Here is a 25,047-nt window from a genome sequence, read left to right as displayed (position 1 = left end):
GCATGAGCACCCGTCACCTGCCCGGACCCGGCGACTGGGGCGGCCGGGTCGTGCCCGACCCCGACCCGGCGTACGACCTGAGGCCGTGGATCGACCTGACCGCCGTCGCCTTCGGCGGGGGCGCCAACGTCGTCATGCAGCTGGCGTGGCCGGAGGTGGGCTACGGCGTCCAGGAGAGCGTGGTCGACAGCGGCAAGATCTTCCTCCACCCGTGGAAGCGGGCGCGCACGACCGGCACCTACCTCGCGGTCGCGCTGGTGGGCTCCGACCGCGACCGCGAGCTGTTCCGCACGGCCGTCGACACCGTCCACCGCCAGGTGCGCTCGCGGGCGTCGAGCCCGGTGCGCTACAACGCCTTCTCGCCCCAGCTGCAGCGCTGGGTCGCGGCGTGCCTGTTCCTGGGACCGTGGGACTACCGCTGCCGGGTGCACGGCGAGCCGTCACCGGAGGACGCCGAGGAGTTCTACCGCCACGCGACCCGCTTCGCCACCTCGCTGCAGGTGCCGCGCGAGCTGTGGCCCCCGACGCTGGCCGACTTCTGGGACTACTGGGAGGCCGGCAAGCAGCGCATCTCGATCGACGAGCGCACGCGTGCCTACCTGCTCGACATCCTCGAGGTGCGCTTCCTCCCTCGGCCGCTGCAGCTCCTCATGGGCCGGTGGATGCGCTGGGTCAACACCGGCTTCCTGCACCCCGAGTTCCGCGACGCCATGGGCCTGCGGTGGACCGAGCGCGACGAGCGGCGGCTGCGGCGGCTGTGTGCCGTCGTACGCCGGGTGAAGGCGCTCACGCCGTCGGTGCTGTGGTGGGGGCCGATCCACCTCAACGTGTGGGACATGCGGCTGCGCCACCGGCTCGGACGGCCGCTGGTCTGAGGCCCCGCGGCGCCCTGACCTGCGATGATGGGGTGTCCGCGGCGAGCATCACCCTGAGGGGTGACGGATGCTGATTACATAAACTCCTTGGCATGCCCATCCGTCTGGCCATCATCGACGACGCCGAGGTCGTCGTCCGCGGACTTGCCGAGATGCTGCGACCCTTCGCCGAGGAGGTCGAGCTCCGCTCCCTCGACTCGCGCCAGCCCCTCGACCACGACCTCGACGTCGCCCTGGTCGACGTCGCCCTGCACGGCCGCTCCGCCGCGCTGCACGAGCTGGTCGGTCACCCGCGCGTGCGTCGCGTCGCGGTCTACTCCTGGAACCTCGACCGGCGTCTGGTGGACGAGGCGCTCCAGCGCGGGGCGTCGGCCTACCTCTCCAAGACCGCGAACGCCCGTGACCTGGTCTCCGCGCTCCGACGGGTCCACGCCGGGGAGTGCGTGGTCGACGGGCACCACGGCACCTTCGACGGCGTCCACGGCGCCGACCGGGTCGTCGACGGCCGGGCCAACGGGTCTTCGCACTCTGACGCCCAGGACGGGTGGCCCGGACGCGACGCCGGCCTGACCGCTCGTGAGGCGGAGGTGATCGCGCTGATCACCCAGGGGCTGTCCAACCAGGAGATCGCCGAGCACGCCTCACTGTCGATCAACTCGGTCAAGTCCTACATCCGCACCAGCTATCGCAAGATGGGCGTCACCAGCCGCACCAACGCCGTGCTGTGGGGCCTCGACCACGGGTTCAGCCCGGAGCGTCGCACCGACCCCTCTCAGTCGTAGGGCGGCCACTCCGGCCACACCGGGCCGAGCGCCAGGCGGCGCAGGAGGCCACCGCGGCGCCTCACCCGGCCGTCGAAGAGGTGGGTCGTGCCGCCTGCCCACGCCGGGTCACCGGGCAGGGGACCGAGCGGGTCCCGGTCCCGCGCGCGTACGCCGGCGCGCGGCCGGGTCAGCGACCGCGTCACGGCTTCCTCGACCCCGACGAGCCGGTGGCCCTCGGGCATCAGGTCGCGGAGGAAGTCCTCGGCGTCGGGCCCGCACACCATGTCGTGGTGCAGGCTCCCGACCAGCGACTCGGCCGTGGTGGTGGGCACCGGTGCGATACGACCGCCGACGAACCCGACCAGCCGCGTCGGGGCGAGCAGCAGCGGCAGGCTGGGCCGCACCAGCCGCATCTGCCGCGAGGCGGTGGCCATGAGGGCGGGGTAGGGCACGACGTCGGGGCCACCCACGTCGTAGGAGCGGGTGACCGGGTCCGCGGAGAGCGCGCCCATGAGGGCCTCGACGACGTCGGACACGGCGATCGGCTGGACCTTGGAGCGCAGCCAGATCGGCACCCCGCGCACCCACAGCCGCTCGCTGAGGTGACGCAGCATCTCGAAGGACGTGGAGCCCGACCCCATCACGATCGCCGCCCGGATCGTCAGGGTGGGGACGCCGTCGGTGGACAGCAGCCGCTCGACCTCCAGCCGCGAGGCGATGTGCTCGGAGAGCCGGCTCTCCTCGACGTCGGGGACCAGTCCGGAGAGGTAGACGATGCGGCCCACCCCGGCCTGGGCGGCCGCCTTGCTCATCGTGCCCGCCCACTCGCGGTCGCGGGCGGCGAAGTCGGGGCCGCCCATCGCGTGGACCAGCCAGTAGACCGCGTCCACGCCCTCGACGGCCGCCTCGACCTGCTCGGGCTCGCCGGCGTCCATGCCGACCACCTCGAGCCGGTCGGCCCAGCCGCGCTCGTGCACCCACCACAGGGCCGGGTCGGACGTGCCCCGGGAGAACGTCGCCCGCACGTGGTGACCGCGCCGCAGCAGCTCGGGCACCAGGCGGGAGCCGATGTAGCCGCCGGCGCCGGTCACCAGGACGCGCTGGGGTGCGTGACGTGTCATGCCCGCAGGGTGCCCCCGGTGGCGGTCGATACGCATCCGGGTCCTAGGTCCTGGCTCACACGGTCCTGCGTCCCGAAGCAGTCGTTTCCGCCGGTCACGGACCCGCGGCCCGTCGTACCGTCGCGGGGTGGAGCTGAGCCTGGGCACGGTCCGTGCCGCCGACCTGATGAGCGGCCCGCCGATCACGGTGGGGCCCGACGCCACGCTGGGCACGGTCCGCCAGGTCTTCGTCAGCCACGGGGTGCAGCACGTCCTGGTCGTCGAGGACTCGACGCTGCGCGGTGTCGTCTCCGACCGCGAGGTGCTGCGAGCGCTGAGCCCCTACCTCGACACCGCCTCGGAGCAGGCGCGCGACCTGCAGACCCTGCGCCGCCCGGTGCACCAGGTGATGGACCACCACCCCGTGACCGTGGGGCCGGAGGCGACGCTGGAGGAGGTCGCGCGGCTGTTCGCCACGCACCGCTTCTCCTGGCTGCCCGTCGTCGAGCCGTCCGGCCGCCCGCTCGGGGCGGTCACCTGGCGCGACCTGCTCGGGCACTTCCTGCCCGAGCTGCGGCCCGAGCCCGCGTCCTTCCCGGCCAGCCGCACCCCCGGGGCCTGAGCCCTCACACCAGGTCCGGGTCGCTCTCCTCCAGCACGAGGTCGCCGTTGACGTGCGCCCCGGCGAGGGCCCCGGCCGCCGCCGACGCGCCGACCACGCACCTCCCACCCGTGGCAGTAGGGGCAGTGCACCACGTCGCCACCCCAGTGCCGCGCGAGCCCGGGCACCTCGGGGAGGTGGTCGACCACCCCGGTCGCGAGGACCAGGCGGCGGCACCGGGTCGCGCGACCGTCGGACAGGTGCACCCGGAAGCCGCCGTCCTCGCGGACCACCGTGGCGACCTCACCGCCGACGACCCGGCCGCCGTACGCCCTGACCTCGGCGCGGGCACGGGCCAGCAGCTCGCGCGGCGGGACACCGCTGCCCACCCGCGCAGCCGTCGTGGTCGGCCGAAAACCGGATGACCGGTCGCACCTTCACGGGGGAGGATCACCGGCATGGTCCGATGAGTTCTGGCGCGGCGAGCGGTCTGACCCTCCACGAGCGCCATCCGCCGAACAACCCGAGACCAGCCCTGAGCACCGTGCAGGAGACTCCGTGACCAGCCCCATGTCCGACCCCGTCCTCGAGGCGCCGACCACCGCCGCCGAGACCACGGTCGCCCACCCCTACGCCGTGCTGCGCTGGTTGGTGACCGCAACGTTCGTGGTGATCCTCAACGAGACGATCATGGTCAACGCGATCCCGCGCCTCATGACCGACTTCGAGGTGACCGCCCGCAGCGCGCAGTGGCTGTCCACCGCGTTCATGCTGACGATGGCCGTGGTGATCCCCGTGACCGGCTGGTTCCTCCAGCGGGTCACCACGCGCACCGCCTTCACCGTGGCGATGTCGCTGTTCATCGGCGGCACCGCGGTCGCCGCGGTCGCGCCGTTCTTCTGGCTGCTCGTGGGCGCCCGGGTCGTGCAGGCCTCCGGCACCGCGGTGATGATGCCGCTGCTCATGACGACGCTGATGATGGTGGTGCCCGAGCACGACCGCGGCCGGGTGATGGGCAACGTGATGCTGGCGATCTCGGTGGCGCCGGCGCTCGGCCCCGCCGTCTCCGGCCTGGTGCTGCAGTTCACCTCGTGGCGCGGGCTGTTCCTCGTGGTGCTGCCCATCGCCGGCGCGGTCGCGGTGCTCGGTCTGCGCCGGCTCGAGGACGTCGGCGAGCCGCAGGCCAGCCAGGTCGACTGGTCCAGCGTCGTGATGGCCGCCTTCGGCTTCGGCACGCTGGTCTACGGCCTGAGCGAGATCGGCTCCACGCACAGTGGCGCGGTGCCGCCCCTGGCCTACATCGGGTTCGGCCTGCTCGTCATCGGCGGCTTCGCCCTGCGCCAGCACCGCCTGGCCCAGGGCAAGGGCGCCCTGCTCGACCTGCGCACGCTGACCCACCGCACCTTCACGGTGAGCCTGCTCCTCCAGTCGGTGGCGTTCATGGCGATGCTCGGCTCGATGATCCTGCTGCCGCTCTACCTCCAGCAGCTGCGCGGCCTCACCCCGCTGCAGACCGGTCTCCTCGTGGCGCCCGGTGGCATCGCGATGGGCCTGCTGGGGCCGCGCGTCGGCAAGGCGTTCGACTCCTTCGGCGGCCGCATGCTCGTGATCCCCGGGTCGATCGGCGTGGTCGCCGCGCTCGCCGCGCTGTCCCGCATCGGCGAGTCGACGCCGTACGCCGTGATCCTGGGGGCGCACCTGCTCCTCATGATCAGCCTGGCCGCCCTCTTCACCCCCGCGTTCACGCTCGGGCTGGGGGCGCTGCCGCAGCACCTGTACTCCCACGGCAGCTCGATGCTCGGCACGGTCCAGCAGGTCGCCGGCGCGATCGGCACCGCCGTCGCGGTCACCGTCGTGTCGTCCCGCGCCGCGTCCCTCGCAGCCGGTGGGGCGAGCGCCGACGCTGCGTTCGTGGGTGGACTGCGCACGTCCTTCGCTGTCGCGGCCGGCCTCGCGCTGGTCGTGGTGGCCCTGGCGTTCGTGCTGCCCAACCGGCTCCCCCAGGGCGCGGAGGCCCCGCACGGCCATTGAGCCTCAGGCGATCGCGCGTGTGCCCTGGACGATGAGCGCCAGGCCGAACAGCACGAAGGCGATGGTCGCGCCGATCGTGATCGCCCGCTCGGGCAGCTTCTTGCCGAGCACCGCCCCGACCCCGATGGCGAGCGCGTCGGCCACCACCATGCCGACCGTCGAGCCGATCCAGGTGCCGAGCCAGTTCTCCTTGGTGGCCAGGGTGATCGTCGCGAGCATCGTCTTGTCGCCGAGCTCGGCGAGGAAGAAGGCCGTGCCGACGGCGAGGATCGCGGCGCCGGTGGCCCTGCGGGCCTTGTCGGCCTCCTCGTCGGTCAGCTCGTCGCCGCGCAGCGTCCAGACGGCGAACGCCAGGAACGCCGCGCCGGCGGCCACCGAGATCCAGCCCTGGTAGTCCCCGAAGGCCGCCCCGACCGTGTGGCCGATGGCCACCGAGGCCAGGTGCACGACCGCGGTCGCCACGGTGATGCCGAGCAGCACGTCGCGGGCGCGGTAGCGGGTGGCGAACGTCATGGCCATGAGCTGGCTCTTGTCGCCGAGCTCGGCGACGAAGATGACGGCGGTGCTCAGCCAGAAGGCATACACAGGGGCTCCTTCGCGGCCCGGCCGCGGTCTGCCCTCTCAGACGTCCCTCGGCCGGGCAGTGGGGTCGGGTCGACGGGCGTCGACGACAGGTCACTGCATCGGCCGAGAGTCTCGTCCGCCACGGTCCGCACGGGACCTGGTGGCCGGTCGCACCGGGCCCCCGGAGGAGCCAGTGTGTCGATGCGACTGTTGGGGACTACTCCCTCTCGACGCCGCCCATCCTACGGGACGTCGGCGAGCGCCCCGACCTCCGTCTCGAGCTCCACGGGGGACGCCTGGGCCGGCAGCGTCGTGACGGCGACGGGAGGCGGACACGTCCACCCGGCACGGCGGTGGTCCCACCAGCAGCGGGGGGTGTGCTCGTGCGCGTCGGACCACGTCATGTCTGGCAGTAGACGCCCGGGTCTGGGGGGTGTCCAGGGACCTCGGGCCCGGGATCGACCCCGGGACCGGACCGGGGATCGTGGTGGAGCCAAGGGGACTCGAACCCCTAACCCCCTGCTTGCAAAGCAGGTGCGCTACCAATTGCGCCATGGCCCCGGGTGCCGCCGTCGTACGACGGCAGGGTGGCTCAGGAGGACTTCTTCACCCGGTCGGTGACCTCGGACCAGAGGGCCAGCTCGTGCTGGGCCTCCTGGTTCTTCTTGAGGGCCAGGGCGGCGCCGGCACCGGCGACGACCAGCAGGAGGAGCTTCTTCATCGCAGAGGGTGTCCCTTCGCCGAAAGGTGCTGGGTGGTGGGCCTAACAGGACTTGAACCTGTGACCTCTTCCTTATCAGGGAAGCGCTCTAACCGTCTGAGCTATAGGCCCTCGCAACGAGGCCGGGCAGATGGACAGCCCGGCCGACGAGAGAGATTACCGCACCCGCCGGGACCGCCCCAAACCGGATCAGGCGTCCTCGGCCAGCGTCACCTCGAGGCCGCCGAGCAGGGCCGCCGCGAGGTTGTAGAGGAACGCGCCGAGGGTCGCGACGACGGTCACGAGCACCACGTCGACGACGGCCACGAGCATCGTGAAGCCGAGGACCCGGGAGGTGCCGAGGTAGTCCTCGATGGCGAACGACGCGCCGGTGCCGCCGACGACGTCACCCACGGCGCTGTCGATCGACTCCCACACCCCGGCCGCGCCCAGGACCGACCAGATCACCGCGACGGCGACGACCGTGACGATGCCCAGCGCGATGGACAGCAGGAAGGCGGTCTTCATCACCGACCAGGGGTCGATGTGGCTCAGGCGGAGCCGGGCCTTGCGGACCTTGCGGCCCGCCTGGGCCGGGGTCGGCGCCGAGGAGGGGTTGGAGGACGCGGCGTTCTTCGCGACCGCCATCGCGGCGGCGAACCGGTCGGCGGCGCTGGGCTTGCTCTCCCCGGTGTCGTCGGAGACGACGGGGGAGGAGTGGGCGTAGGCCTCCTTGATCCGCTCCTGCGTCTTGCCGGAGGCCGGCGTCGACCCCGAGCGACCCGACCCGGAGCGACCCGACCCCGCGGACGCCGCGGAGGCGGCGTCACCCGCTGCACGTTCGGCCATCAGGACTTCTCCTCCGTCTCCCCGTCGGCGACCACTGTCTCGTCCGCGACGGGCTCGTCGGGACCGTCGGTCCCTGCGGGCTCGTCCTCCGTAGAGGCTACCGGTCCCTCCGACTCCTCCAGCGTCCGCTCGAGGGTGGACTCGATCGACCGCGCGACCACGGCGACGGCGTCACCCTCGCGGACCCCCACGAACTTGACGCCCTTGGTGTCGCGGCTGGTCGGTCGCAGGGAGTCGTCGATGGCACTGCGCGTGACCTGTCCCGAGGACTTGATCGCCAGCACCTCGTCGCCGTCGACGACGATGAAGCCACCGACGAGGACCCCTCGGTCGTCGTCCTGCTTCATGGTCTTGATGCCGAGACCACCGCGGGACTGGGTGCGGTAGTCCTCGATGCGGGACCGCTTGGCGAAGCCGCCGTCGGTGATGGTGAAGACGTACTGCTGCGGGGTCTCCTCGGACTCGCTGTCGGCCTTGATCACCGACATCGAGAGCATCTGGTCCTCGCCGCGGAAGTCCATGCCCTTGACGCCCGAGGTCGCGCGGCCCATCGGCCGCAGCTGGGCGTCGTCGGCCCGGAAACGGATCGCCTGGCCCTTGCGGGAGATCAGCAGGATGTCGTCCTCCTGCGAGCACAGCTCGGCGCCGATCAGCTCGTCGTCGTCCTCGCGGAAGTTGATCGCGATGACCCCGGCCTGGCGGGGCGAGTTGTAGTCGCCGAGACGGGTCTTCTTGACCAGCCCGGCCTTGGTCGCCAGCACGAGGTAGGGCGCCTGCTCGTAGTCCCTGATCGCGAGGACCTGGGCGATCCGCTCGTCGGGCTGGAAGCTCAGCAGGCCCGCGACGTGACCGCCCTTGGCGTCCCGGCCGCCCTCAGGCAGCTGGTAGGCCTTCATCCGGTAGACCCGGCCCGCCGTGGTGAAGAACAGCAGCCAGTGGTGGTTGCTGGTCGCCATGAAGTGGTCGACCACGTCGTCGCCGCGCAGGGTCGCGCCGCGCACGCCCTTGCCGCCGCGCTTCTGCGTCCGGTAGAGATCCGCGCGAGTGCGCTTGGCGTAGCCGCCGCGGGTGATCGTGACGACGAGGTCCTCGTCGGGGATCAGGTCCTCCATGGACAGGTCGCCGTCGGCCGCGATGATCTGCGCACGCCGGTCGTCGCCGTACTTGGCGACGATCTCGGCGAGCTCCTCCGAGACGATCTGACGCTGACGCTCGGGCCTGTCGAGGATGTCCTTGAGGTCGGCGATCCTGATCTCGAGCTCGTTGAGTTCATCGACGATCCGCTGGCGCTCCAGGGCCGCGAGCTGGCGCAGCTGCATGTCGAGGATCGCGCGAGCCTGCAGGTCGTCGATGTCGAGCAGGTCCTTCAGGCCCTCACGGGCGGCCTCGGCGCTGGCGCTCGCCCGGATCAGCGCGATCACGTCGTCGAGCATGTCGAGCGCCTTGGCCAGGCCGCGCAGGATGTGGGCCCGCTCCTCGGCCTTGCGGAGGCGGAAGCGCGTGCGCCGCTGGATGACCTCGAGCTGGTGGGTCACCCAGTGGGAGACGAACTGGTCGAGGGTGAGCGTGCGGGGCACGCCGTCGACCAGGGCGAGCATGTTGCAGGCGAAGTTGGTCTGCAGCTCGGTGTGCTTGTAGAGGTTGTTGAGCACCACCCGGGCGACCGCGTCGCGCTTGAGCACCACGATGAGCTGCTGGCCGGTGCGCGCCGAGGTGTTGTCCTTGACGTCGGCGATCCCCTGGATCTTGCCTGAGTCGGCGAGCTCGGCGATCTTCATCGCCAGGTTGTCGGGGTTGACCTGGTAGGGCAGCTCGGTGATCACCAGCTGGGTCCGGCCGCGGGCGTCCTCGTCGACGTCGACGACGGCCCGCATCGTGACCGAGCCGCGACCGGTGCGGTAGGCCTGCTCGATGCCCTGGCGCCCGACGATGAGGCCCTTGGTCGGGAAGTCGGGGCCCTTGATCCGCTCCATGAGCGCCTCGAGCAGGTCCTCACGGGACGCGTCGGGGTGCTCCAGCGACCACTGCACGCCCTCGGCGACCTCACGCAGGCTGTGCGGCGGGATGTTGGTGGCCATGCCGACCGCGATGCCCGCCGAGCCGTTGACCAGGAGGTTGGGGAAGCGGGCCGGCAGGATCGACGGCTCCTCGGAGCGGCCGTCGTAGTTGGGCGTGAAGTCGACGGTCTCCTCGTCGATCCCGCGCACCATCTCCATCGCCAGCGGCGCCATGCGGCACTCGGTGTACCTCATGGCCGCGGCCGGGTCGTTGCCCGGCGAGCCGAAGTTGCCCTGGCTGTCGACCAGCGGCGCCCGCATCACCCACGGCTGCGCCAGGCGCACGAGGGTGTCGTAGATCGCCGAGTCGCCGTGGGGGTGGTACTGACCCATCACCTCGCCGACCACGCGGGCGCACTTGCTGAAGCCGCGGTCGGGACGGTAGCCACCGTCGTACATCGCGTAGAGCACGCGCCGGTGCACCGGCTTGAGCCCGTCGCGCACGTCGGGCAGCGCACGACCCACGATCACGGTCATCGCGTAGTCGATGTAGGAGCGCTGCATCTCCACCTGCAGCTCGACCGGCTCGATCCGGCCGCCCGGGCTGGGCGGCGGCGTGGTCGGGGTGTCAGTCATTCGAGGTCTCTCTGCTCAGACGGAGGAGTACGGCGGGTGTGGTCTCGACAGGCTCGACCGGCGAGTCAGATGTCGAGGAATCGGACGTCCTTGGCGTTGCGCTGGATGAAGCTGCGGCGCTGTTCGACGTCCTCTCCCATGAGGATCGAGAACATCTCGTCGGCCTGGGCGGCGTCCTCGAGGGTGACCTGGAGCAGCAGCCTGCTGTCGGGGTCGAGCGTGGTGTCCCACAGCTCGTCGGGGTTCATCTCGCCCAGACCCTTGTAGCGCTGGATCGGGTTCTCCTTGGGCAGCTTCTTGCCGGCCGCGAGGCCCGCGGCCATGAGCGCGTCACGCTCGGCGTCGGAGTAGACGAACTCGTGCTCGGCCGGCTTGTTCCACCGCAGGCGGTAGAGCGGCGGCTGCGCGAGGTAGACGAAGCCGTGCTCGATGAGCGGCTTCATGAACCGGAAGAGCAGCGTGAGCAGCAGGGTGCGGATGTGGTGACCGTCGACGTCGGCGTCGGCCATCATCACGATCTTGTGGTAGCGCAGCTTGTCGACGTCGAACTCGTCCTGGATGCCGGTGCCGAGCGCGGAGATGATCGCCTGGACCTCGTTGTTGGCCAGCACCTTGTCGATGCGCGCCTTCTCGACGTTGAGGATCTTGCCGCGGATCGGGAGGATCGCCTGCACCCGCGGGTCACGGCCGCCCTTGGCCGAGCCGCCGGCCGAGTCACCCTCGACGACGAAGATCTCGCACTCGGCGGGGTTGGTCGACTGGCAGTCGGCGAGCTTGCCGGGCAGGCCACCGCGACCGAGCAGGCCCTTGCGTGACCGGGCGAGCTCGCGGGCGTTGCGCGCGGCGATGCGGGCCTGGGCCGCGGACATCGCCTTGCGGACGACCTCCTTGCCCTCCGCGGGGTTCTGCTCGAGCCACGCGCCCAGCTGGTCGTTGACCACGCGCTGCACGAAGCCCTTGACCTCGGTGTTGCCGAGCTTGGTCTTGGTCTGGCCCTCGAACTGCGGCTCCGACAGCTTGACCGACACGATGGCGGTCAGGCCCTCGCGCACGTCGTCGCCCGAGACGCGGTCCTCCTTCTTCTTGATCAGGCCCCACTCCTCGCCCCAGTTGTTCATCAGCGACGTGAGCGCGGAGCGGAAGCCCTCCTCGTGGGTGCCGCCCTCATGGGTGTTGATCGCGTTGGCGAAGGTGTGGACCGACTCGGCGTAGCCGGTGTTCCACTGCAGAGCCACCTCGAGGGCCAGCCCCGAGACCGAGGTCGCGTCGGCCAGCGCCTCGAAGGACACGATCGACGGGTGGGCCGGCGTGCGGCGCTTGTTGAGGTGCTCGACGAAGTCGACCAGTCCGCGGTCGAACTTGAAGACCCGCTCGAGGCCGCCGCCGGCCGACGCCTTGGCCTCGGCCTGGGCCTCCGCCTCGGTGGCGTCCTCGGAGATCTCGGCGGTGGCGTCCTGGACCGCCTCCGCGATCTCGGCGGCCTGCGGCCGCTGGTCGCGCACGACGATCTCGAGGCCCTTGTTGAGGAAGGCCATCTCGCGGAAGCGGTTGGCGATCGTCTCGAAGTTGAACTCGACGGTCTCGAAGATGTCGGGGCCCGGCCAGAAACGGGTGGTCGTGCCGGTCTCGTCGGTCTCCTCGTGACGCTCCAGCTCGCCGGTGGGCACGCCGTAGTGGAAGGCCTGGCTCCAGCGGTAGCCGTCGCGGCGCACCTCGACCTCGACCCGCTCGCTCAGCGCGTTGACCACCGAGACGCCGACACCGTGCAGGCCGCCGGACACCTTGTAGCCGCCGCCACCGAACTTGCCGCCGGCGTGCAGCACGGTGAGCACGACGGTGACCGCCGGGATGCCCTCGACCGGGTGGATGTCGACCGGGATGCCGCGACCGTTGTCGACCACCTCGACGCCGCCGTTGTCCAGCAGGGTGACGACGATGCGGTCGCAGTGACCGGCCATCGCCTCGTCCACCGAGTTATCCACGACCTCCCACACCAGGTGGTGCAGGCCGCGCTCGCCGGTGGACCCGATGTACATGCCGGGACGCTTGCGCACGGCCTCGAGGCCCTCGAGGACCTGGATGGCGTTGGCGTCGTACGCCGGGCTCGCGGGTGCTGCAGGGACTGCGGGTGCTGCGGGTGCTGCGGGGGTGGTGTTCTCGGGGGTCTCATCGGGCTCTTTCGAAGACACGGACCATCCTCAGCTCGGGACCCGGTCGCCGACGGCGTCCTGGTCTGGACACGACAGACGTCCTCCCGGACCGGGCCGACAGGCGGCTGCGCGGGAAGACATCCTGTGCTCCATTCTAGCCCCCCAGACGCCCGAAACGGAGGTGTCGGCTGTGGCAAATCCCCGTCGGGGCGTCCGAAACAGCCCGCATGAGGCCTCGGAACGGCCCTGAGAGCGACGAACAGGGATGGTCGTGGGTCCCCATACGCGGGGAGGGGCCGGAGATCGACTCCTGCGGCGCCTGAGGTCCTCCGGTCGCGCCGGGCTCCTCAGCCGTAGGTGTCCCGTGGTCCGCGACCCCCGCGGACGGATCGCCGACCCTTGGTCCACGAGGGTCCCGACGGTCCCCGGACGTCGATCAGCCCGACGGTGCCGTCGCCGAGCTCCTGGTTGAGCCGCTGCACCACCGTGGACGCCAGGAGCCGCATCTGGGTGGCCCACGCGGTCGAGTCGGCCTGCACCACCAGGCGCCCCGGCCTGCCCTCGTCACCGGCCTCGAAGGTCACCGGCGAGACGTGCTGGGCGATCTCCGGACCGACGACCGCGGCCCACCGCGCGAGCGCGCCGTGCATGCGGATCTCGGTGGCCCAGCCCTGCTCGGCCACCAGCCGGCCCAGCGTCGCGTCCAGGGTCTGCGGGTCGCGGTCGTCGGGGTGGGCTCCGGAGAGCCGGGGGTCGATGCGTCGGGTCCGGGGTCGGCGACGCCCCAGCGGCCGCACCCCGGACAGGGACCGGGCGACGGCCCGCGCGAGCTCGAGCCCGGCCTCGTCGTGGGGTGGGGCCTCGGGCTGTCCGGTCGGCTCGGACGGCTCGGGGGTGGGCTGGTCCGGCACCTCAGCCCTCCCGTCGTACGTGGACCCGGGCGCCGGCCAGCGCCTGGGGGACGTCGTCCTCGACGGCGGCGGTGACCAGGACCTGCTCGGCCCCGGCGGCGATCTCGGCCAGCCGCGTGCGGCGGTCGGTGTCGAGCTCGGCGAAGACGTCGTCGAGGACCAGGATCGGGTCGTCACCCTCCTCCCGCAACAGGGAGTAGGACGCCAGCCGCAGCGCCAGCGCGTAGGACCAGGTCTCGCCGTGGGAGGCGTAGCCCTTGACCGGCATCGTGCCCACCGCGAGGGCGAGCTCGTCGCGGTGCGGCCCGACCAGGGTGAGGCCGCGCTGCACCTCCTCGCGGCGTCGCTCGGCCAGCTGGGTCGCGTAGGCCTGGGCCAGCGACTCCCGGTCGTGAGGGTCCTCGGCCACCACCGACGGCTGGTGGGTCACCGTCGCCTCGTTGCGCCCGGACTCCTTGGCGACCGTGGCGTAGGCCTCGGCCAGGGGGTGGAGCAGGTCGTCGACCAGCGCCGCCCGGGCCGCGGTGATCTCGCTGCCCAGGCGCACGAGCTGCTCGTCCCAGACCGCCAGCGTGCTCTCGAAGTGCTCGTCGGGGCGGGAGGAGCGTCCCCGGCGCTCGGCACCGGCCTGCTTGAGCAGGGCGTTGCGCTGCTTGAGCACCCGGTCGAAGTCGGCCCGGACCCCGGCCAGGCGCGGGGTGCGGAGCACGAGGAGGTCGTCGAGGAAGCGGCGTCGCTCGCTCGGGTCACCCTTGACCAGGGACAGGTCCTCCGGGGAGAACAGCACCGTCCGGAGCAGCCCGACGATGTCGCGTGCCCGCGGCAGCGGCGACCGGTTCACCCGGGCCCGGTTGGCCCGACCGGGGTTGATCTCCACCTCGAGCACGGCGGTGCGGCCGTCCTTGACCACGGCCGCCCTGACCAGCGCCTGCTCCGCGCCCTGCGCGACAAGGGGGGCGTCGGAGGCGACGCGGTGGGACGACAGCCGGGCGAGGTAGTCGACGGCCTCGACGATGTTGGTCTTGCCCTGGCCGTTGGGGCCGAGGAACGCGGTGACCCCCGGCTCGAGCGCCACCTCGAGGGCGGCGTGGGAGCGGAACTGGTGGAGCGTCAGGTGGGAGACGTACATGCGCCGCCCGGCTCAGGCGTCCTGCCGGTCGGTGGCGTCGCCGGACGAGGTGTCGCGGCCCTTCTCGGGGGCCTGGTCGGCCCCGGCGTGGCGGTCGTCGGCCTTGACCGCGTGTCCTCCGAACTGGTTGCGCATGGCGGCGACCGCCTTCATCGCCGGGCTGTCGTCCTGGCGGGAGGCGAAGCGCGCGAACAGCGCCGCGGCGATGGCGGGCGCGGGCACGGCGTGCTCGATCGCGGCCTCGACGGTCCACCGGCCCTCGCCGGAGTCGTCGGCGTAGCCACGGATCGACTCCAGGCCCGGGTCGTCGTCGAGCGCGGCCACCAGCAGGTCGAGCAGCCAGGACCGGATCACGGTGCCCTCGCGCCAGGAGCGGAAGACGTCGGTCACGTTGTCGACGGCGTCGGCCGCCTCCAGCAGCTCCCAGCCCTCGGCGTAGGCCTGCATCACGGCGTACTCGATGCCGTTGTGGACCATCTTGGCGAAGTGGCCGGCGCCGGTGCGGCCGGCGTGGACCCACCCGAACTCACCCTCGGGGCGGAGCGCGTCGAAGATCGGCTGGGCGATCTCGACCTGGTCGGCCTCCCCGCCCGCCATCAGCGCGTAGCCCTCCTTGAGACCCCAGACGCCCCCCGAGACGCCGCAGTCGACGAAGCCGATGCCCTTGGCGGCGAGCTCGTCGGCGTGCCGCTGGTCGTCGGTCCAGCGGGAGTTGCCGCCGTCGATGACCAGGTCGCCCTCGTCGAGCAGGTCACCCAGGGTCGCGACCGTCTCGTGGGTCGGGTCACCGGAGGGGACCATCACCCACACCACGCGGGGGGCCTCCAGCTGCTCGACCATCGCCTCGAGCGAGTCGGCGTCGCGGACCTCGGGGTTGCGGTCGAAACCGACCACCTCGTGCCCCGCGTCCCGCAGTCGCTGGCGCATGTTGCCGCCCATGCGGCCGAGTCCGACGAGCCCGATCTTCATGCGTCCACGCCCTCGCTGTCTCCGCTCATGCCCTCCACCGTAGGTCGGTCCGCTCAGCCGAGCAGGCGACGCGGCATGAGGAGGTACTGGAACGAGGAGTCCTTCTCGCCGTCGAGGTCGGGCACCCCGGTGATCACCGCGGGCTTGCTGGGCTGGGTGAACGCCAGCTCGACGACGGGGTGGTCGATCGCGGTGAGGCCCTCGAGCAGGAACTGCGGGTTGAACCCGGTGGTGATGCTCTCGCCCTTGACCTGGGCCTCGATGAGCTCGGTGGCCAGGGCCTCGTCGCTGTGGCCGGCGTCGAGGGTGAGCCCGCTGTCGTCGAAGCGCAGCTGCACGGCGGCGTTGCGCTCGGCGACCAGCGCGACGCGCTTGACGGCCTCGACCAGCGCCGCGCGGTCGATCCGGACCGTGGTCAGGTGCTCGCTGGGGAACAGCGTGCGGACGCGGGGGAACTCCCCGTCGAGCAGGCGGGTCGTGGTGCGGCGGAAGCCGCCGTTGACCTCGCCCTCGAAGCCGATCAGCCCGTCGCCCGACCCGCTGCCCGAGAGCGCGATCGTGACGGTGGAGCCGGTGTTGAGCGCCTTGGCGGTGTCGGCCAGCACGCGGGCGGGCACGAGTGCGTTGGCCTCGGCGTCGGTGGTGCCCGGGTCCCAGGTCAGCTCGCGCAGGGCGAGACGGAAGCGGTCGGTGGCCAGCAGCGCGATCTGGCTCCCCTCGATCTCGATCCGCACGCCGGTCAGCACCGGGAGCATGTCGTCGCGCCCCGCGGCGGTGACGGCCTGGGCGACGGCCTGGGAGAAGACCTCGCTGCTCACGCTGCCGGCGGCTTCGGGCATCGAGGGCAGGGAGGGGTACTCCTCCACGGGCATCGTCTGCAGCGTGAACGTCGCCGACCCGCAACGCAGGGTCACCTTGGCGCCGTCGATGGCCATGTCGACCGGCTTGTTGGGCAGGCTGCGGCAGATGTCGGCGAGCAGCCGGCCGGAGACCAGCGCCCGGCCCTCGTCCTGGACGCTGGCGGGGATGCTCACCCGCGCGGAGGTCTCGAAGTCGAAGGTCGAGAGCACCAGCCCGTCGCCTCCCTCGGCGGTCTCGATGAGGAGACCCGCCAGGACGGGGATGCTCGGACGCACAGGCAACCCGCGGGCCGCCCACGCGACCGCCTCGGTGAGCACGTCTCGCTCGACACGGAACTTCACGACGCGGTGCCTCCTGGCTGGAACGACAAGAACTGCGCTGTCTGCGGGGGAGTTGCATCCTGCCACGCACCACCGGCGTTGAGGAGGGCGGCGTGGTCGTGGCCGGTCCGGGACCACCCCGGAAGTGCGGTTCTCCCCAGGTCGGGGCCCCAGGAGAAGTTCACCGCCGAGGAGCGAATTGGTAATTCGTCCTTCGTCATAGGCACCGTGGAAGCTGGGGAGAACCCCCGAAACCGCAGGTCAGGCCGGACAGGTGCCTGGGGACGGCGTGTGGAGACAGACCGGGTGAACTCGTCGCTGCTGTTGAGGGAACGACACGTTCCCCAGGACCGCCTCGGGTTGTGCACACGCAATTGCTGTCGTTCGGCCGGTTGTGCACACCGACATCCCCAGGCCTGCGACGACGGCGTCACTGCTGACGGGCCTGCTGCTTGATCCGGTTGGTGAGCTCGGTGACCTGGTTGAAGGTGCTGCGGCGCTCGGCCATCTCGTTGAGGATCCGCTTGTTGGCGTACATCACCGTCGTGTGGTCACGGTCGCCGAACTCGCGCCCGATCTGGGGCAGCGACAGCGGCGTGAGCTCACGGCAGAGGTACATGCCGATCTGCCGTGCCGCGACGAGGTTGCGCGTGCGCTTGGGCCCGCAGACCTCCTCGATGCTCAGGCCGAAGTACGACGCGGTCTGGGCGATGATCAGCGACGCGGTGATCTCGGGCTCACCGCCGTCGGGGATGAGGTCCTTGAGCACGATCTCGGTCAGCACCAGGTCGACCGGCTGCTGGTTGAGGCTGGCGAAGGCCGTGACGCGGATCAGGGCGCCCTCGAGCTCGCGGATGTTGGTCTGGATCTTGGAGGCGATGAACTCCAGCACGTCCGGAGGCGCGGTCAGGCGCTCGATCGCGGCCTTCTTGCGCAGGATCGCGATCCGGGTCTCCAGGTCGGGCGGCTGGACGTCGGTGATCAGGCCCCACTCGAACCGGTTGCGCAACCGGTCCTCCAGCGCCTCGAGCCGCTTGGGCGGCCGGTCGGAGGTGATCACGATCTGCTTGTTGGCGTTGTGAAGGGTGTTGAAGGTGTGGAAGAACTCCTCCTGCGTCTGGATCTTGCCCTCGAGGAACTGGATGTCGTCGATGAGCAGGACGTCGACGTCGCGGTAGCGCCGCTGGAAGACCGGGGCCTTGTCGTCGCGGATCGCGTTGATGAACTCGTTGGTGAACTCCTCGCTCGACACGTAGCGGACGCTCGCGTCGGGGAAGAGCCCGCGCACGTAGTGCCCGATGGCGTGGAGCAGGTGGGTCTTGCCCAGCCCGGAGTCGCCGTAGATGAGCAGCGGGTTGTAGGCCTTGCCGGGCGCCTCGGCGGCTGCCACGGCGGCGGCGTGGGCGAACCGGTTGGAGGAGCCGATCACGAAGTTCTCGAAGAGGTACTTCGGGTTGAGGCGCGTCTCCAGGACGCTGCCGGTCGGCCGCGGGCTGCGCGGGGCGCCCTCCTCGCGTCGCTGGGCCGGCGGGAAGACGTCAAGTCGATGTGTCGACATGTCGTCAGGTCGCTCTGCCGACAAGTCGTCGTCGTCGAGCTCGATGTCGCCGGGGTCGAAAGCGGCCGCGCGCAGGGTGGGGTCGATCGGCGGGGCGAGCTGGGAGTCGACGGTGAACGCCAGCCGGACGGTGAAGCCCATCCGCGAGACCAGGCCGTCCTCGAGCATCGAGCGCACCCGACCATCGAGCCGGGTCTTGGTGAACTCGTCGGGCACCGCGATGATCCCGGTCGTGCCGTGCAGCGTGACGGGGCGGGTCGCGGCCAGGAACGCGCGGTTGGCCGGCGGCATCTCGGCGATGAGGCCCTCCCAGACCCGCCGCAGGCGGTCGGCGCCCGACTCGCCCTCGATCGTCCCCGGGGCCGGGTCGGCGCCCGGCGCGAGGACGGCCTCGTCCCGGTCCTGCGGTCCTGTGGGTCCTGTGGGTCCTGTGGGTCCTGTGGGTCCTGTCGGTCCCGTCACAGCGATGTCTCCCTCGTCCGGCTGGTGCTCACGCGTCCTGCTCCTCCCATGGGCGGCGATGTCGAAGCGACACACACGAAACCCACAGAGTTATCCACAAGGTGTGCACGAACAGGACGGCCATGAGGAGCCACGAGACGAGGGGCCGCCCGAGAGCGCGATCGGGGCGGACGTGAGGAGCCGTGTGGATGCGGGCGATGCGGGTGCTCCGCGGTGTCAGCGGAAGGACGCTAACAAGCCGGTGGCGACCGGGGCAAGGAGTTCTCCACAGGCCGGGACCAGGCCTGACCCGAAGGGGCCGGCCCCCTGCGGCGTGTCCGTCCGGCGTGTCGGTCAGAGCCCCGCTCGTGGGCGGGTGATCGGTCCGACGTGGTCCGAGCCGGCCCAAATTGACCCCGGTCGCGACGCTCGCGTACCGTGCAGGGGTTGACCGGGTCGACGACTGCCCCCTGCCCCCGAGCCGCGCGCGGCGGACACCCCGGTCACCACGAACCCAGTGCCACCTGACACCCGGAGACCGCCGTGAGCAAGCGTACGTACCAGCCGAACAACCGTCGTCGCGCCAAGACGCACGGTTTCCGCCTGCGGATGCGCACGCGCGCCGGCCGTGCCATCCTCTCCGCCCGTCGCAGCAAGGGCCGCAAGCGTCTCTCCGCCTGAGGCGCTGCGTCCCTCCGGGCCCGTCCGGGCCTGCGCCGTGCTGAGCCGCACCTCGCGACTGACCTCTCCTGCCGACTTCCAGACCGCCATGCGTGGTGGTCGGCGGGCGGGTTCCCGTTCGCTCGTCGTGCACGTGGCCGTGCCCGAGGGGGGTCCGGAGGCCGGCGAGCCCCCTCGTGTGGGGTTCGTGGTGAGCCGTGCCGTCGGCGGTGCGGTCCAGCGCAACCTGGTCAAGCGCCGGTTGCGCCACCTCAGCCGCGAGGTCGTCGCCGAGCTCCCTGCCGGGTCGCTGCTCGTGGTCCGCGCCCTGCCACCGGCCGCCGAGTCGTCGTACGCCGAGCTGCGTGAGGACCTCACGCGGGGCGTGCAGCGCGTGCTCCACCGCGCCCAATCCGGAGTACGTCGATGAAGTACGTCCTGATCTGGCTGCTCAAGGGCTACCGGTTCGCGATCAGCCCGCTCTACGGCCAGGTGTGCCGCTTCTACCCCACGTGCAGCGCCTACGCCCTCGAGGCGGTGACCGAGCACGGCGCCCTGCGGGGCTCGTGGCTCGCCGTCCGCCGGGTCGGGCGTTGCCACCCCTGGAACCCTGGGGGCTACGACCCCGTCCCGCGACGGGGCGCATCAGCCGTCCTGGACGAGCAGGCCGAGCACGACCACCCGGACTCCACCCCGACCCCCACCTCCTAAGGAGCGCGCGTGTCAGCCCTGTCGGCGATCGGCGGCGCCATCATGGCGCCGCTGTACTTCCTCATCTCCCTGGTGCTCTCGGGGTTCCACCGGGTCTTCGGCGCGGTGTTCGGTGCCGACGCCGGCATCACGTGGGTGCTCTCGATCATCGGCCTGACGCTCGTGGTGCGCGCCTCGCTGATCCCGCTCTTCGTCAAGCAGATCAAGTCCAGCCGCAACATGCAGCTGATCCAGCCCAAGGTGCGGGAGCTGCAGAAGAAGTACGGCCACGACCGGGAGCGTCTCGGCCAGGAGACGATGAAGCTCTACAAGGAGTCGGGGACCAACCCCTTCGCCGCGTGCCTGCCGCTCATCGTCCAGATGCCGATCTTCATCGCGCTGTTCCGCACCATCGACCGGGCGGCCCACGGCATCGCCAAGGGGGTGCTGACCCAGGACCAGGCGGACTCCCTGTCGCAGGCCAAGATCTTCGGCGCGCACATCGCCGACACGTTCACCAAGGCCAGCGGGGACTCCGCCGGTCAGGTCAAGGTCCTCGCCGCCGTGCTGGTCATCGCGATGACGGCGACCACCTTCCTCACCCAGCGCCAGCTGATGACCCAGAACATGCCGGCCGACGCCCTGCAGGGTCAGTACGCCCAGCAGCAGAAGATGCTGCTCTACGTCCTCCCGCTGGTCTTCGCCGTCGGCGGCATCGCGTTCCCGATCGGCGTCCTCATCTACTGGACCACCTCCAACCTGTGGACGATGGGCCAGCAGTTCTACGTGATCCGCAACAACCCCGCTCCCGGCACCCCCGCTGAGAAGGCGAAGGCGCACCGGGACGCCGAGAAGCGCAAGCGCAAGGGGCTCCCGCCGGTCGAGGACGGCGCTCCGGTGGCGGATGCCGCGTCCGGCACCGCGGCGGAGCCCGGGCAGTCGCGCCAGCAGCCCAAGCGGCAGAGCCGGCAGCAGCGCAAGGGCGCCCCGCCTCCCAAGGGCGGACCCAAGAACCCCCCGAAGAAGAAGCCCTGACAGGGCTCCACGACCACCACCAGTGCACCGAGACGTGCTGAGAACGGAGAAGACGGAGATGACGGACTCTGCGGAGGAGACGGTCCAGGACGACGCGCCGGTCGACCGGCGGGAGCAGCTCGAGCGTGAGGGTGACATCGCGGCCGACTACCTCGAGGAGCTCCTCGACATCGCCGACCTCGACGGCGACATCGACATGGACGTCGAGGGCGACCGTGCCGCCGTCTCGATCGTGGGCGGCGACCTCGACCGCCTCGTCGGGCGCAACGGTGAGGTCCTCGACGCGCTCCAGGAGCTCACCCGCCTCGCGGTGCTGCGCGAGACCGGCGAGCGCTCGCGACTCATGCTCGACGTGGGCGGGCACCGCGCGCGTCGCCGCGAGGTGCTCGAGGGCATCGCCCGCGACGCGATCGCCGAGGTGAAGGACACCGGCGAGCCGGTCTCCCTCAAGCCGATGTCGCCCTTCGAGCGCAAGGTCGTGCACGACGTGGTGGCCGGAGAGGGGCTCGCCTCGGAGTCCGAGGGCGTCGAGCCCCGGCGCTACGTGGTGATCACGCCGGCGTCGTGAGCGAGCGATGACCTACCACGTTTCACGTGAAACACCCCCGGCGCCTCCTGAGGCGACGGGGGTGTTCGCTTCCCGTCTCCCTGTCGCCGAGCGGTACGCCGACTGGCTGGCCGAGGCCGGGGTGGTGCGCGGGTTGATCGGGCCCCGCGAGGTGCCGAGGCTGTGGGAGCGCCACCTGCTCAACTGCGCCGTCGTCGCCGACGCGATCCCCCAGGGCGCCTCGGTCGCCGACGTCGGCAGCGGCGCGGGCCTGCCCGGCGTGGTGCTCGCCGTCCGCCGTCCTGACCTCCGCGTGACGCTGATCGAGCCGCTGCTGCGGCGCACCACGTTCCTCCAGGAGGTCGTCGACGACCTCGCGCTGGACCAGGTCGAGGTCGTCCGGGGGCGCGCCGAGGAGCTGCACGGCACCCGGAGGTTCGACGTGGTCACCTCGCGCGCCGTCGCCCCGCTGGAGCGGCTGCTCGCGTGGTGCCTGCCGCTCTGCGCACCCGCGGGAGCCGTCCTGGCGATGAAGGGCGCGAGCGCCTCCGAGGAGCTCGCGGGGCTCCCGTGGCCGCGCGCCGACGAGGCTGCGACGGTGCTCACCCTCGGTGCAGACCAGATAGTTGTCCCCACCACGGCGGTGCGAGTGGATGCGGCGCGGGCCCGAGAATTAGGTTGGGTCCCGTCCCGTTCGTCGCGACGGCCGCGCCCCCGCAGCACCCAGCGGAAGGGCCGTCGCCCTCACTGAGGAGTGCCCCGTGTCGGCTCGTCATTCCGCCCAGGCCGACCGGACCGCACGGGCCCGGGCCTGGTTCAGCTCCCGTCGCCGGGACCGCCGGGAGACCTCAGCCGGGACGCCCCTCACCACCGGGCCCAGCGCGAGCCCGGCCGGCAGTGCGAGCCCCGCGGCCGGACAGCCGGCCCCCCAGGACACCGACACTCCCGCCGCCGCCACCGTCGCACCGGCCCCGCCCGTCACCCCTGTCGCTCCTGTCGACCCGGCCCCGCGTCGTGCACAGGCTTTTCCACAAGGGAGGAAAAGTGTGGGGTCCGAGGTCGAGGACGGCCCTGTTTCACGTGAAACGACGCCCGCCACGCACCACGGTGACCGGGTGACGAGCACCCTCGAGGCGGACGACCAGGCCCACGCGGGGGAGACCCCCACCGCTCCGGCCTCGTTCGAGCCCGTCCGGCTGCCACGCCCGACCGCGCCACGCGTCCTCGTCGTGGCCAACCAGAAGGGCGGGGTGGGCAAGACCACCACCGCGGTGAACATCGCCGTGTCCCTCGCCCAGGGTGGGCTCAAGGTGCTGGTCATCGACCTCGACCCCCAGGGCAACGCCTCCACCGCGCTGGCGATCGAGCACGGCCGGGAGCACGCCTCGGTCTACGACGCCCTGGTCGACGGCGCCTCGCTCGCCGACCTCGCGCGACCGGCCGGCGAGGTGGACAACCTCTGGGTCGTCCCGAGCAACGTCGACCTCGCCGGTGCGGAGATCGAGCTGGTCAGCCAGGTCGCCCGCGAGAACCGCCTGCGCAAGGCCCTCGACGCGCTGCCCGGCCTCGACGCCTCCGCGGAGGACCGCTTCGACTACGTGCTCGTCGACTGCCCGCCCTCCCTCGGTCTCCTCACGCTCAACGCGCTGGTGGCCGCCAAGGAGGTGCTCGTGCCGATCCAGTCGGAGTACTACGCCCTCGAGGGCGTGGGCCAGCTGCTCGAGACGGTCGAGCTGGTCCGGGCCAACCTCAACCCCGACCTCGAGATCAGCACGGTCCTGCTGACGATGTACGACGCCCGCACCCGGCTCTCCGCCGCGGTCGCCGACGAGGTCCGCGCGCACTTCGGCGAGCGGGTGCTCAGCACCTACATCCCGCGCTCGGTCCGCGTCTCCGAGGCGCCCAGCTTCAGCCAGAGCGTGATCGCCTACGACCCCTACTCGCCCGGTGCGCTCAGCTACCTCGAGGCGGCGCGTGAGATCGCCGTGCGTGGAGCGGCCATGGGGGAGGCCGAGGGCGGTCCCGCCGAGCCGGTCACCGAGCCGGTCGCCGAGGCTGAGGCTGTTGTGGTGACCGAGGCAGAGCCGGTCCACGCGCCGGAGCCTCGGGCAGAGGCGGACGCCGACCCGGCGCCCGGGGCCGGCCCGGTCGTGAGCGAGCAGCGCACCGCGCCGATCACCGTGACCGTCGCCCTGCGCCCGGTCCCGGCGAGCGTGGCGTCCACCACGAGCACCGCCAGCACCGCCAGCACCACCAGCACCACCAGCGCCACCGTCCCCGCCCCGGCAGCCGTGCCGGTGGGCGCCCCGCACGCGAGCACCCCCGCCGCCCCTGAGGAAGGACCCGCATGACCGACACCACCCCTCCCCGTCGCGGGCTCGGCCGGGGCCTCGGCTCACTGATCCCCACCGCGCCCCCGTCGCCGGCCACTCCCCCGGCAGAGGGAGGCACCGGCACGGCCGTGGTCGACCGCGTGACGGCGTCGCCGGACTGGATCGGGCGCATGCCCGGCGGCGCGCCCCCGGCCCAGGGCACACCGCGGCACGGCGCCGACGAGCAGGCCGGGTCGGCGGACGACGAGGGTGCGACGACTAGGGCTCAGGAGGCTCAGGAGGCCCAGGAGAGCCAGGAGAGCCAGGGGGACCCGCCGCTGGTCGCCGGGGCCTACTTCGCCGAGCTCCCCGTCACGGCGATCATCCCCAACGCGCGCCAGCCCCGGCAGGTCTTCGAGGAGGAGGGCCTGGCCGAGCTGGTCCACTCCATCCGCGAGGTCGGCCTGCTCCAGCCGATCGTCGTACGCCGTCTCACCGAGGGCGAGGTCGCCGGCGAGGAGGCCCGCTACGAGCTCGTCATGGGTGAGCGCCGCTGGCGCGCCACCCAGGAGGCGGGCCTCGACACGATCCCGGCGATCGTCCGGGAGACCGGCGACGACGCGATGCTGCGTGACGCCCTGCTGGAGAACCTGCACCGCGTGCAGCTCAACCCGCTGGAGGAGGCGGCCGCCTACCAGCAGCTGCTGGAGGACTTCGGGTGCACCCACGAGGACCTGGCCAGCCGCATCGGTCGCAGCCGGCCCCAGATCAGCAACACCCTGCGGCTGCTCAAGCTGTCGCCGTCGGTGCAGCGACGCGTCGCGGCGGGCGTGCTGAGCGCCGGTCACGCCCGGGCGCTCCTGGGCGTGCTCGACGGCGAGGCCCAGGACCGGCTCGCCGGCCGGGTCGTGGCCGAGGGCATCTCGGTGCGCGCGCTGGAGGAGATCGTCGCGCTCGGGGACCACCAGGACGACAAGCCGGCCACCACGCGGCGCAAGTCCCCGACCTCGCCCGCGCTGCTCGACCTGGCCGACCGGCTCTCGGACCTGTTCGACACCCGGGTCAAGGTCGACCTGGGCCGGTCCAAGGGCAAGATCACCATCGAGTACGCCTCGCTCGAGGACCTCGACCGCATCATCGGCACGATCGACCCGTCGTACGAACGTCGTCATGACGACGAGTCGACGAGTCCCCAAGATGACTGAGCCACTCATCGACTGAGCGACTGATCGCTTTGTCGACAAAGCGAGAAGTCAGCAGATCGACTGATCGATCCCAGGACGAGCATCACACCCCGGAGCAGCCGTTTGCCCTCCCTCGGGGGGCGGGAGGTCCGATAATCTTCGG

General features: G+C 71.6%; 25 protein-coding genes and 2 tRNA genes. 13 read left to right on the top strand and 14 right to left on the bottom strand.

The genetic code is table 11. The features are described 5' to 3' along the window. The first annotated feature begins 2 nt into the window (after positions 1–2). Both J2S63_RS09575 and J2S63_RS09570 read left to right on the top strand, forming a co-directional pair. A complete protein-coding gene (locus J2S63_RS09575) occupies positions 3–875 on the top strand; it encodes an oxygenase MpaB family protein (RefSeq protein WP_310301673.1) in 873 nt (290 codons plus the stop codon). A gap of 92 nt (positions 876–967) precedes the next feature. Next, a complete protein-coding gene (locus J2S63_RS09570) occupies positions 968–1,657 on the top strand; it encodes a response regulator transcription factor (protein WP_310301672.1) in 690 nt (229 codons plus the stop codon). Here J2S63_RS09570 and J2S63_RS09565 read toward each other — a convergent pair. Further along, complete coding sequence (locus J2S63_RS09565; RefSeq protein ID WP_310301671.1) at positions 1,648–2,760, bottom strand: NAD(P)H-binding protein; 1,113 nt, start codon at positions 2,758–2,760, stop codon at positions 1,648–1,650. The two genes, J2S63_RS09570 and J2S63_RS09565, sit on opposite strands and share 10 nt — an antisense overlap. A gap of 127 nt (positions 2,761–2,887) precedes the next feature. Between J2S63_RS09565 and J2S63_RS09560 the strand changes: the two genes are divergently transcribed. The 3 genes from J2S63_RS09560 to J2S63_RS09550 all read left to right on the top strand — a co-directional run bounded on the left by J2S63_RS09560 (position 2,888) and on the right by J2S63_RS09550 (position 5,371). Next, the gene (locus tag J2S63_RS09560; RefSeq protein WP_310301670.1) at positions 2,888–3,361 is read left to right on the top strand and encodes a CBS domain-containing protein; all 474 of its coding nucleotides are present in this window, start codon (positions 2,888–2,890) and stop codon (positions 3,359–3,361) included. A 110-nt stretch (positions 3,362–3,471) separates the two neighbouring features. Continuing rightward, a complete protein-coding gene (locus J2S63_RS09555) occupies positions 3,472–3,765 on the top strand; it encodes a hypothetical protein (RefSeq protein ID WP_310301669.1) in 294 nt (97 codons plus the stop codon). A gap of 133 nt (positions 3,766–3,898) precedes the next feature. Continuing rightward, the gene (locus J2S63_RS09550) at positions 3,899–5,371 is read left to right on the top strand and encodes an MDR family MFS transporter (protein WP_310301668.1); all 1,473 of its coding nucleotides are present in this window, start codon (positions 3,899–3,901) and stop codon (positions 5,369–5,371) included. 3 nt (positions 5,372–5,374) lie between these two features. Here J2S63_RS09550 and J2S63_RS09545 read toward each other — a convergent pair whose 3' ends face one another. The 13 genes from J2S63_RS09545 to dnaA all read right to left on the bottom strand — a co-directional run bounded on the left by J2S63_RS09545 (position 5,375) and on the right by dnaA (position 18,366). Beyond that, a complete protein-coding gene (locus J2S63_RS09545) occupies positions 5,375–5,956 on the bottom strand; it encodes a TMEM165/GDT1 family protein (RefSeq protein ID WP_310301667.1) in 582 nt (193 codons plus the stop codon). A gap of 221 nt (positions 5,957–6,177) precedes the next feature. Beyond that, positions 6,178–6,339 carry a hypothetical protein gene (locus tag J2S63_RS09540; protein WP_310301666.1) on the bottom strand — a complete coding sequence of 54 codons (162 nt, stop codon included), beginning with the start codon at positions 6,337–6,339 and terminating at the stop codon, positions 6,178–6,180. Between the two features lie 81 nt (positions 6,340–6,420). Continuing rightward, positions 6,421–6,496, bottom strand: a tRNA-Ala gene (locus J2S63_RS09535). Positions 6,497–6,527: 31 nt separating this feature from the next. Continuing rightward, a complete protein-coding gene (locus tag J2S63_RS09530; protein WP_310301665.1) occupies positions 6,528–6,656 on the bottom strand; it encodes a DLW-39 family protein in 129 nt (42 codons plus the stop codon). Positions 6,657–6,690: 34 nt separating this feature from the next. Beyond that, positions 6,691–6,767: transfer RNA gene (locus J2S63_RS09525), tRNA-Ile, on the bottom strand. A gap of 78 nt (positions 6,768–6,845) precedes the next feature. Continuing rightward, entirely contained in the window at positions 6,846–7,484 is a 639-nt protein-coding gene (locus J2S63_RS09520) for a DUF3566 domain-containing protein (RefSeq protein ID WP_310301664.1), read from the bottom strand. Further along, positions 7,484–10,117, bottom strand: coding sequence for a DNA gyrase subunit A (gene gyrA, locus J2S63_RS09515; RefSeq protein WP_310301662.1), 2,634 nt, complete (start codon positions 10,115–10,117; stop codon positions 7,484–7,486). The genes J2S63_RS09520 and gyrA overlap by 1 nt, the downstream gene beginning before the upstream one ends. Positions 10,118–10,182: 65 nt before the next feature. After that, positions 10,183–12,306 (bottom strand): DNA topoisomerase (ATP-hydrolyzing) subunit B, encoded by a 2,124-nt coding sequence (gene gyrB / locus J2S63_RS09510; protein WP_310301660.1) that lies wholly within the window; start codon positions 12,304–12,306, stop codon positions 10,183–10,185. A gap of 308 nt (positions 12,307–12,614) precedes the next feature. Then, positions 12,615–13,178 carry a DciA family protein gene (locus J2S63_RS09505; protein WP_310301658.1) on the bottom strand — a complete coding sequence of 188 codons (564 nt, stop codon included), beginning with the start codon at positions 13,176–13,178 and terminating at the stop codon, positions 12,615–12,617. Position 13,179: 1 nt separating this feature from the next. After that, positions 13,180–14,307 carry a DNA replication/repair protein RecF gene (gene recF / locus J2S63_RS09500; protein WP_310301656.1) on the bottom strand — a complete coding sequence of 376 codons (1,128 nt, stop codon included), beginning with the start codon at positions 14,305–14,307 and terminating at the stop codon, positions 13,180–13,182. A gap of 12 nt (positions 14,308–14,319) precedes the next feature. Further along, positions 14,320–15,276, bottom strand: a complete 957-nt coding sequence (gene gnd, locus J2S63_RS09495) for a phosphogluconate dehydrogenase (NAD(+)-dependent, decarboxylating) (RefSeq protein WP_310301653.1) — start codon at positions 15,274–15,276, stop codon at positions 14,320–14,322. 53 nt (positions 15,277–15,329) lie between these two features. Then, entirely contained in the window at positions 15,330–16,478 is a 1,149-nt protein-coding gene (dnaN, locus tag J2S63_RS09490; protein ID WP_310301651.1) for a DNA polymerase III subunit beta, read from the bottom strand. A gap of 409 nt (positions 16,479–16,887) precedes the next feature. Continuing rightward, complete coding sequence (gene dnaA / locus J2S63_RS09485; RefSeq protein WP_310306658.1) at positions 16,888–18,366, bottom strand: chromosomal replication initiator protein DnaA; 1,479 nt, start codon at positions 18,364–18,366, stop codon at positions 16,888–16,890. 633 nt (positions 18,367–18,999) lie between these two features. On the opposite strand from dnaA, the gene rpmH reads away from it, so the two are divergent. From rpmH to J2S63_RS09445, 8 genes are all read left to right on the top strand, one after another. Continuing rightward, positions 19,000–19,137: a 50S ribosomal protein L34 gene (gene rpmH / locus J2S63_RS09480; RefSeq protein ID WP_310301649.1), complete on the top strand. Its 138-nt coding sequence runs from the start codon at positions 19,000–19,002 to the stop codon at positions 19,135–19,137. Beyond that, the gene (gene rnpA / locus J2S63_RS09475; RefSeq protein WP_310301647.1) at positions 19,085–19,546 is read left to right on the top strand and encodes a ribonuclease P protein component; all 462 of its coding nucleotides are present in this window, start codon (positions 19,085–19,087) and stop codon (positions 19,544–19,546) included. Before rpmH ends, rnpA begins: the two co-directional genes overlap by 53 nt. Beyond that, positions 19,543–19,827 (top strand): membrane protein insertion efficiency factor YidD, encoded by a 285-nt coding sequence (gene yidD, locus J2S63_RS09470; protein WP_310301645.1) that lies wholly within the window; start codon positions 19,543–19,545, stop codon positions 19,825–19,827. Before rnpA ends, yidD begins: the two co-directional genes overlap by 4 nt. Positions 19,828–19,836: 9 nt before the next feature. Beyond that, positions 19,837–20,841, top strand: coding sequence for a membrane protein insertase YidC (gene yidC / locus J2S63_RS09465; protein ID WP_310301643.1), 1,005 nt, complete (start codon positions 19,837–19,839; stop codon positions 20,839–20,841). A gap of 58 nt (positions 20,842–20,899) precedes the next feature. Further along, positions 20,900–21,409 carry a Jag family protein gene (locus tag J2S63_RS09460; protein ID WP_310301641.1) on the top strand — a complete coding sequence of 170 codons (510 nt, stop codon included), beginning with the start codon at positions 20,900–20,902 and terminating at the stop codon, positions 21,407–21,409. 61 nt (positions 21,410–21,470) lie between these two features. Beyond that, positions 21,471–22,139: a 16S rRNA (guanine(527)-N(7))-methyltransferase RsmG gene (rsmG, locus tag J2S63_RS09455; RefSeq protein WP_374725111.1), complete on the top strand. Its 669-nt coding sequence runs from the start codon at positions 21,471–21,473 to the stop codon at positions 22,137–22,139. 364 nt (positions 22,140–22,503) lie between these two features. Continuing rightward, positions 22,504–23,739, top strand: a complete 1,236-nt coding sequence (locus J2S63_RS09450; protein WP_310301637.1) for a ParA family protein — start codon at positions 22,504–22,506, stop codon at positions 23,737–23,739. After that, positions 23,736–24,905 (top strand): ParB/RepB/Spo0J family partition protein, encoded by a 1,170-nt coding sequence (locus tag J2S63_RS09445; RefSeq protein ID WP_310301635.1) that lies wholly within the window; start codon positions 23,736–23,738, stop codon positions 24,903–24,905. Before J2S63_RS09450 ends, J2S63_RS09445 begins: the two co-directional genes overlap by 4 nt. The last annotated feature ends 142 nt before the right edge of the window (positions 24,906–25,047 follow it).

Origin of the sequence: Nocardioides marmoribigeumensis (genome assembly GCF_031458325.1) — a bacterium.
GTDB lineage: Bacteria > Actinomycetota > Actinomycetes > Propionibacteriales > Nocardioidaceae > Marmoricola_A > Marmoricola_A marmoribigeumensis.
The sequence above is the reverse complement of the archived record's forward strand: the minus strand, read 5'-3'. Positions and strand labels throughout refer to the sequence as shown.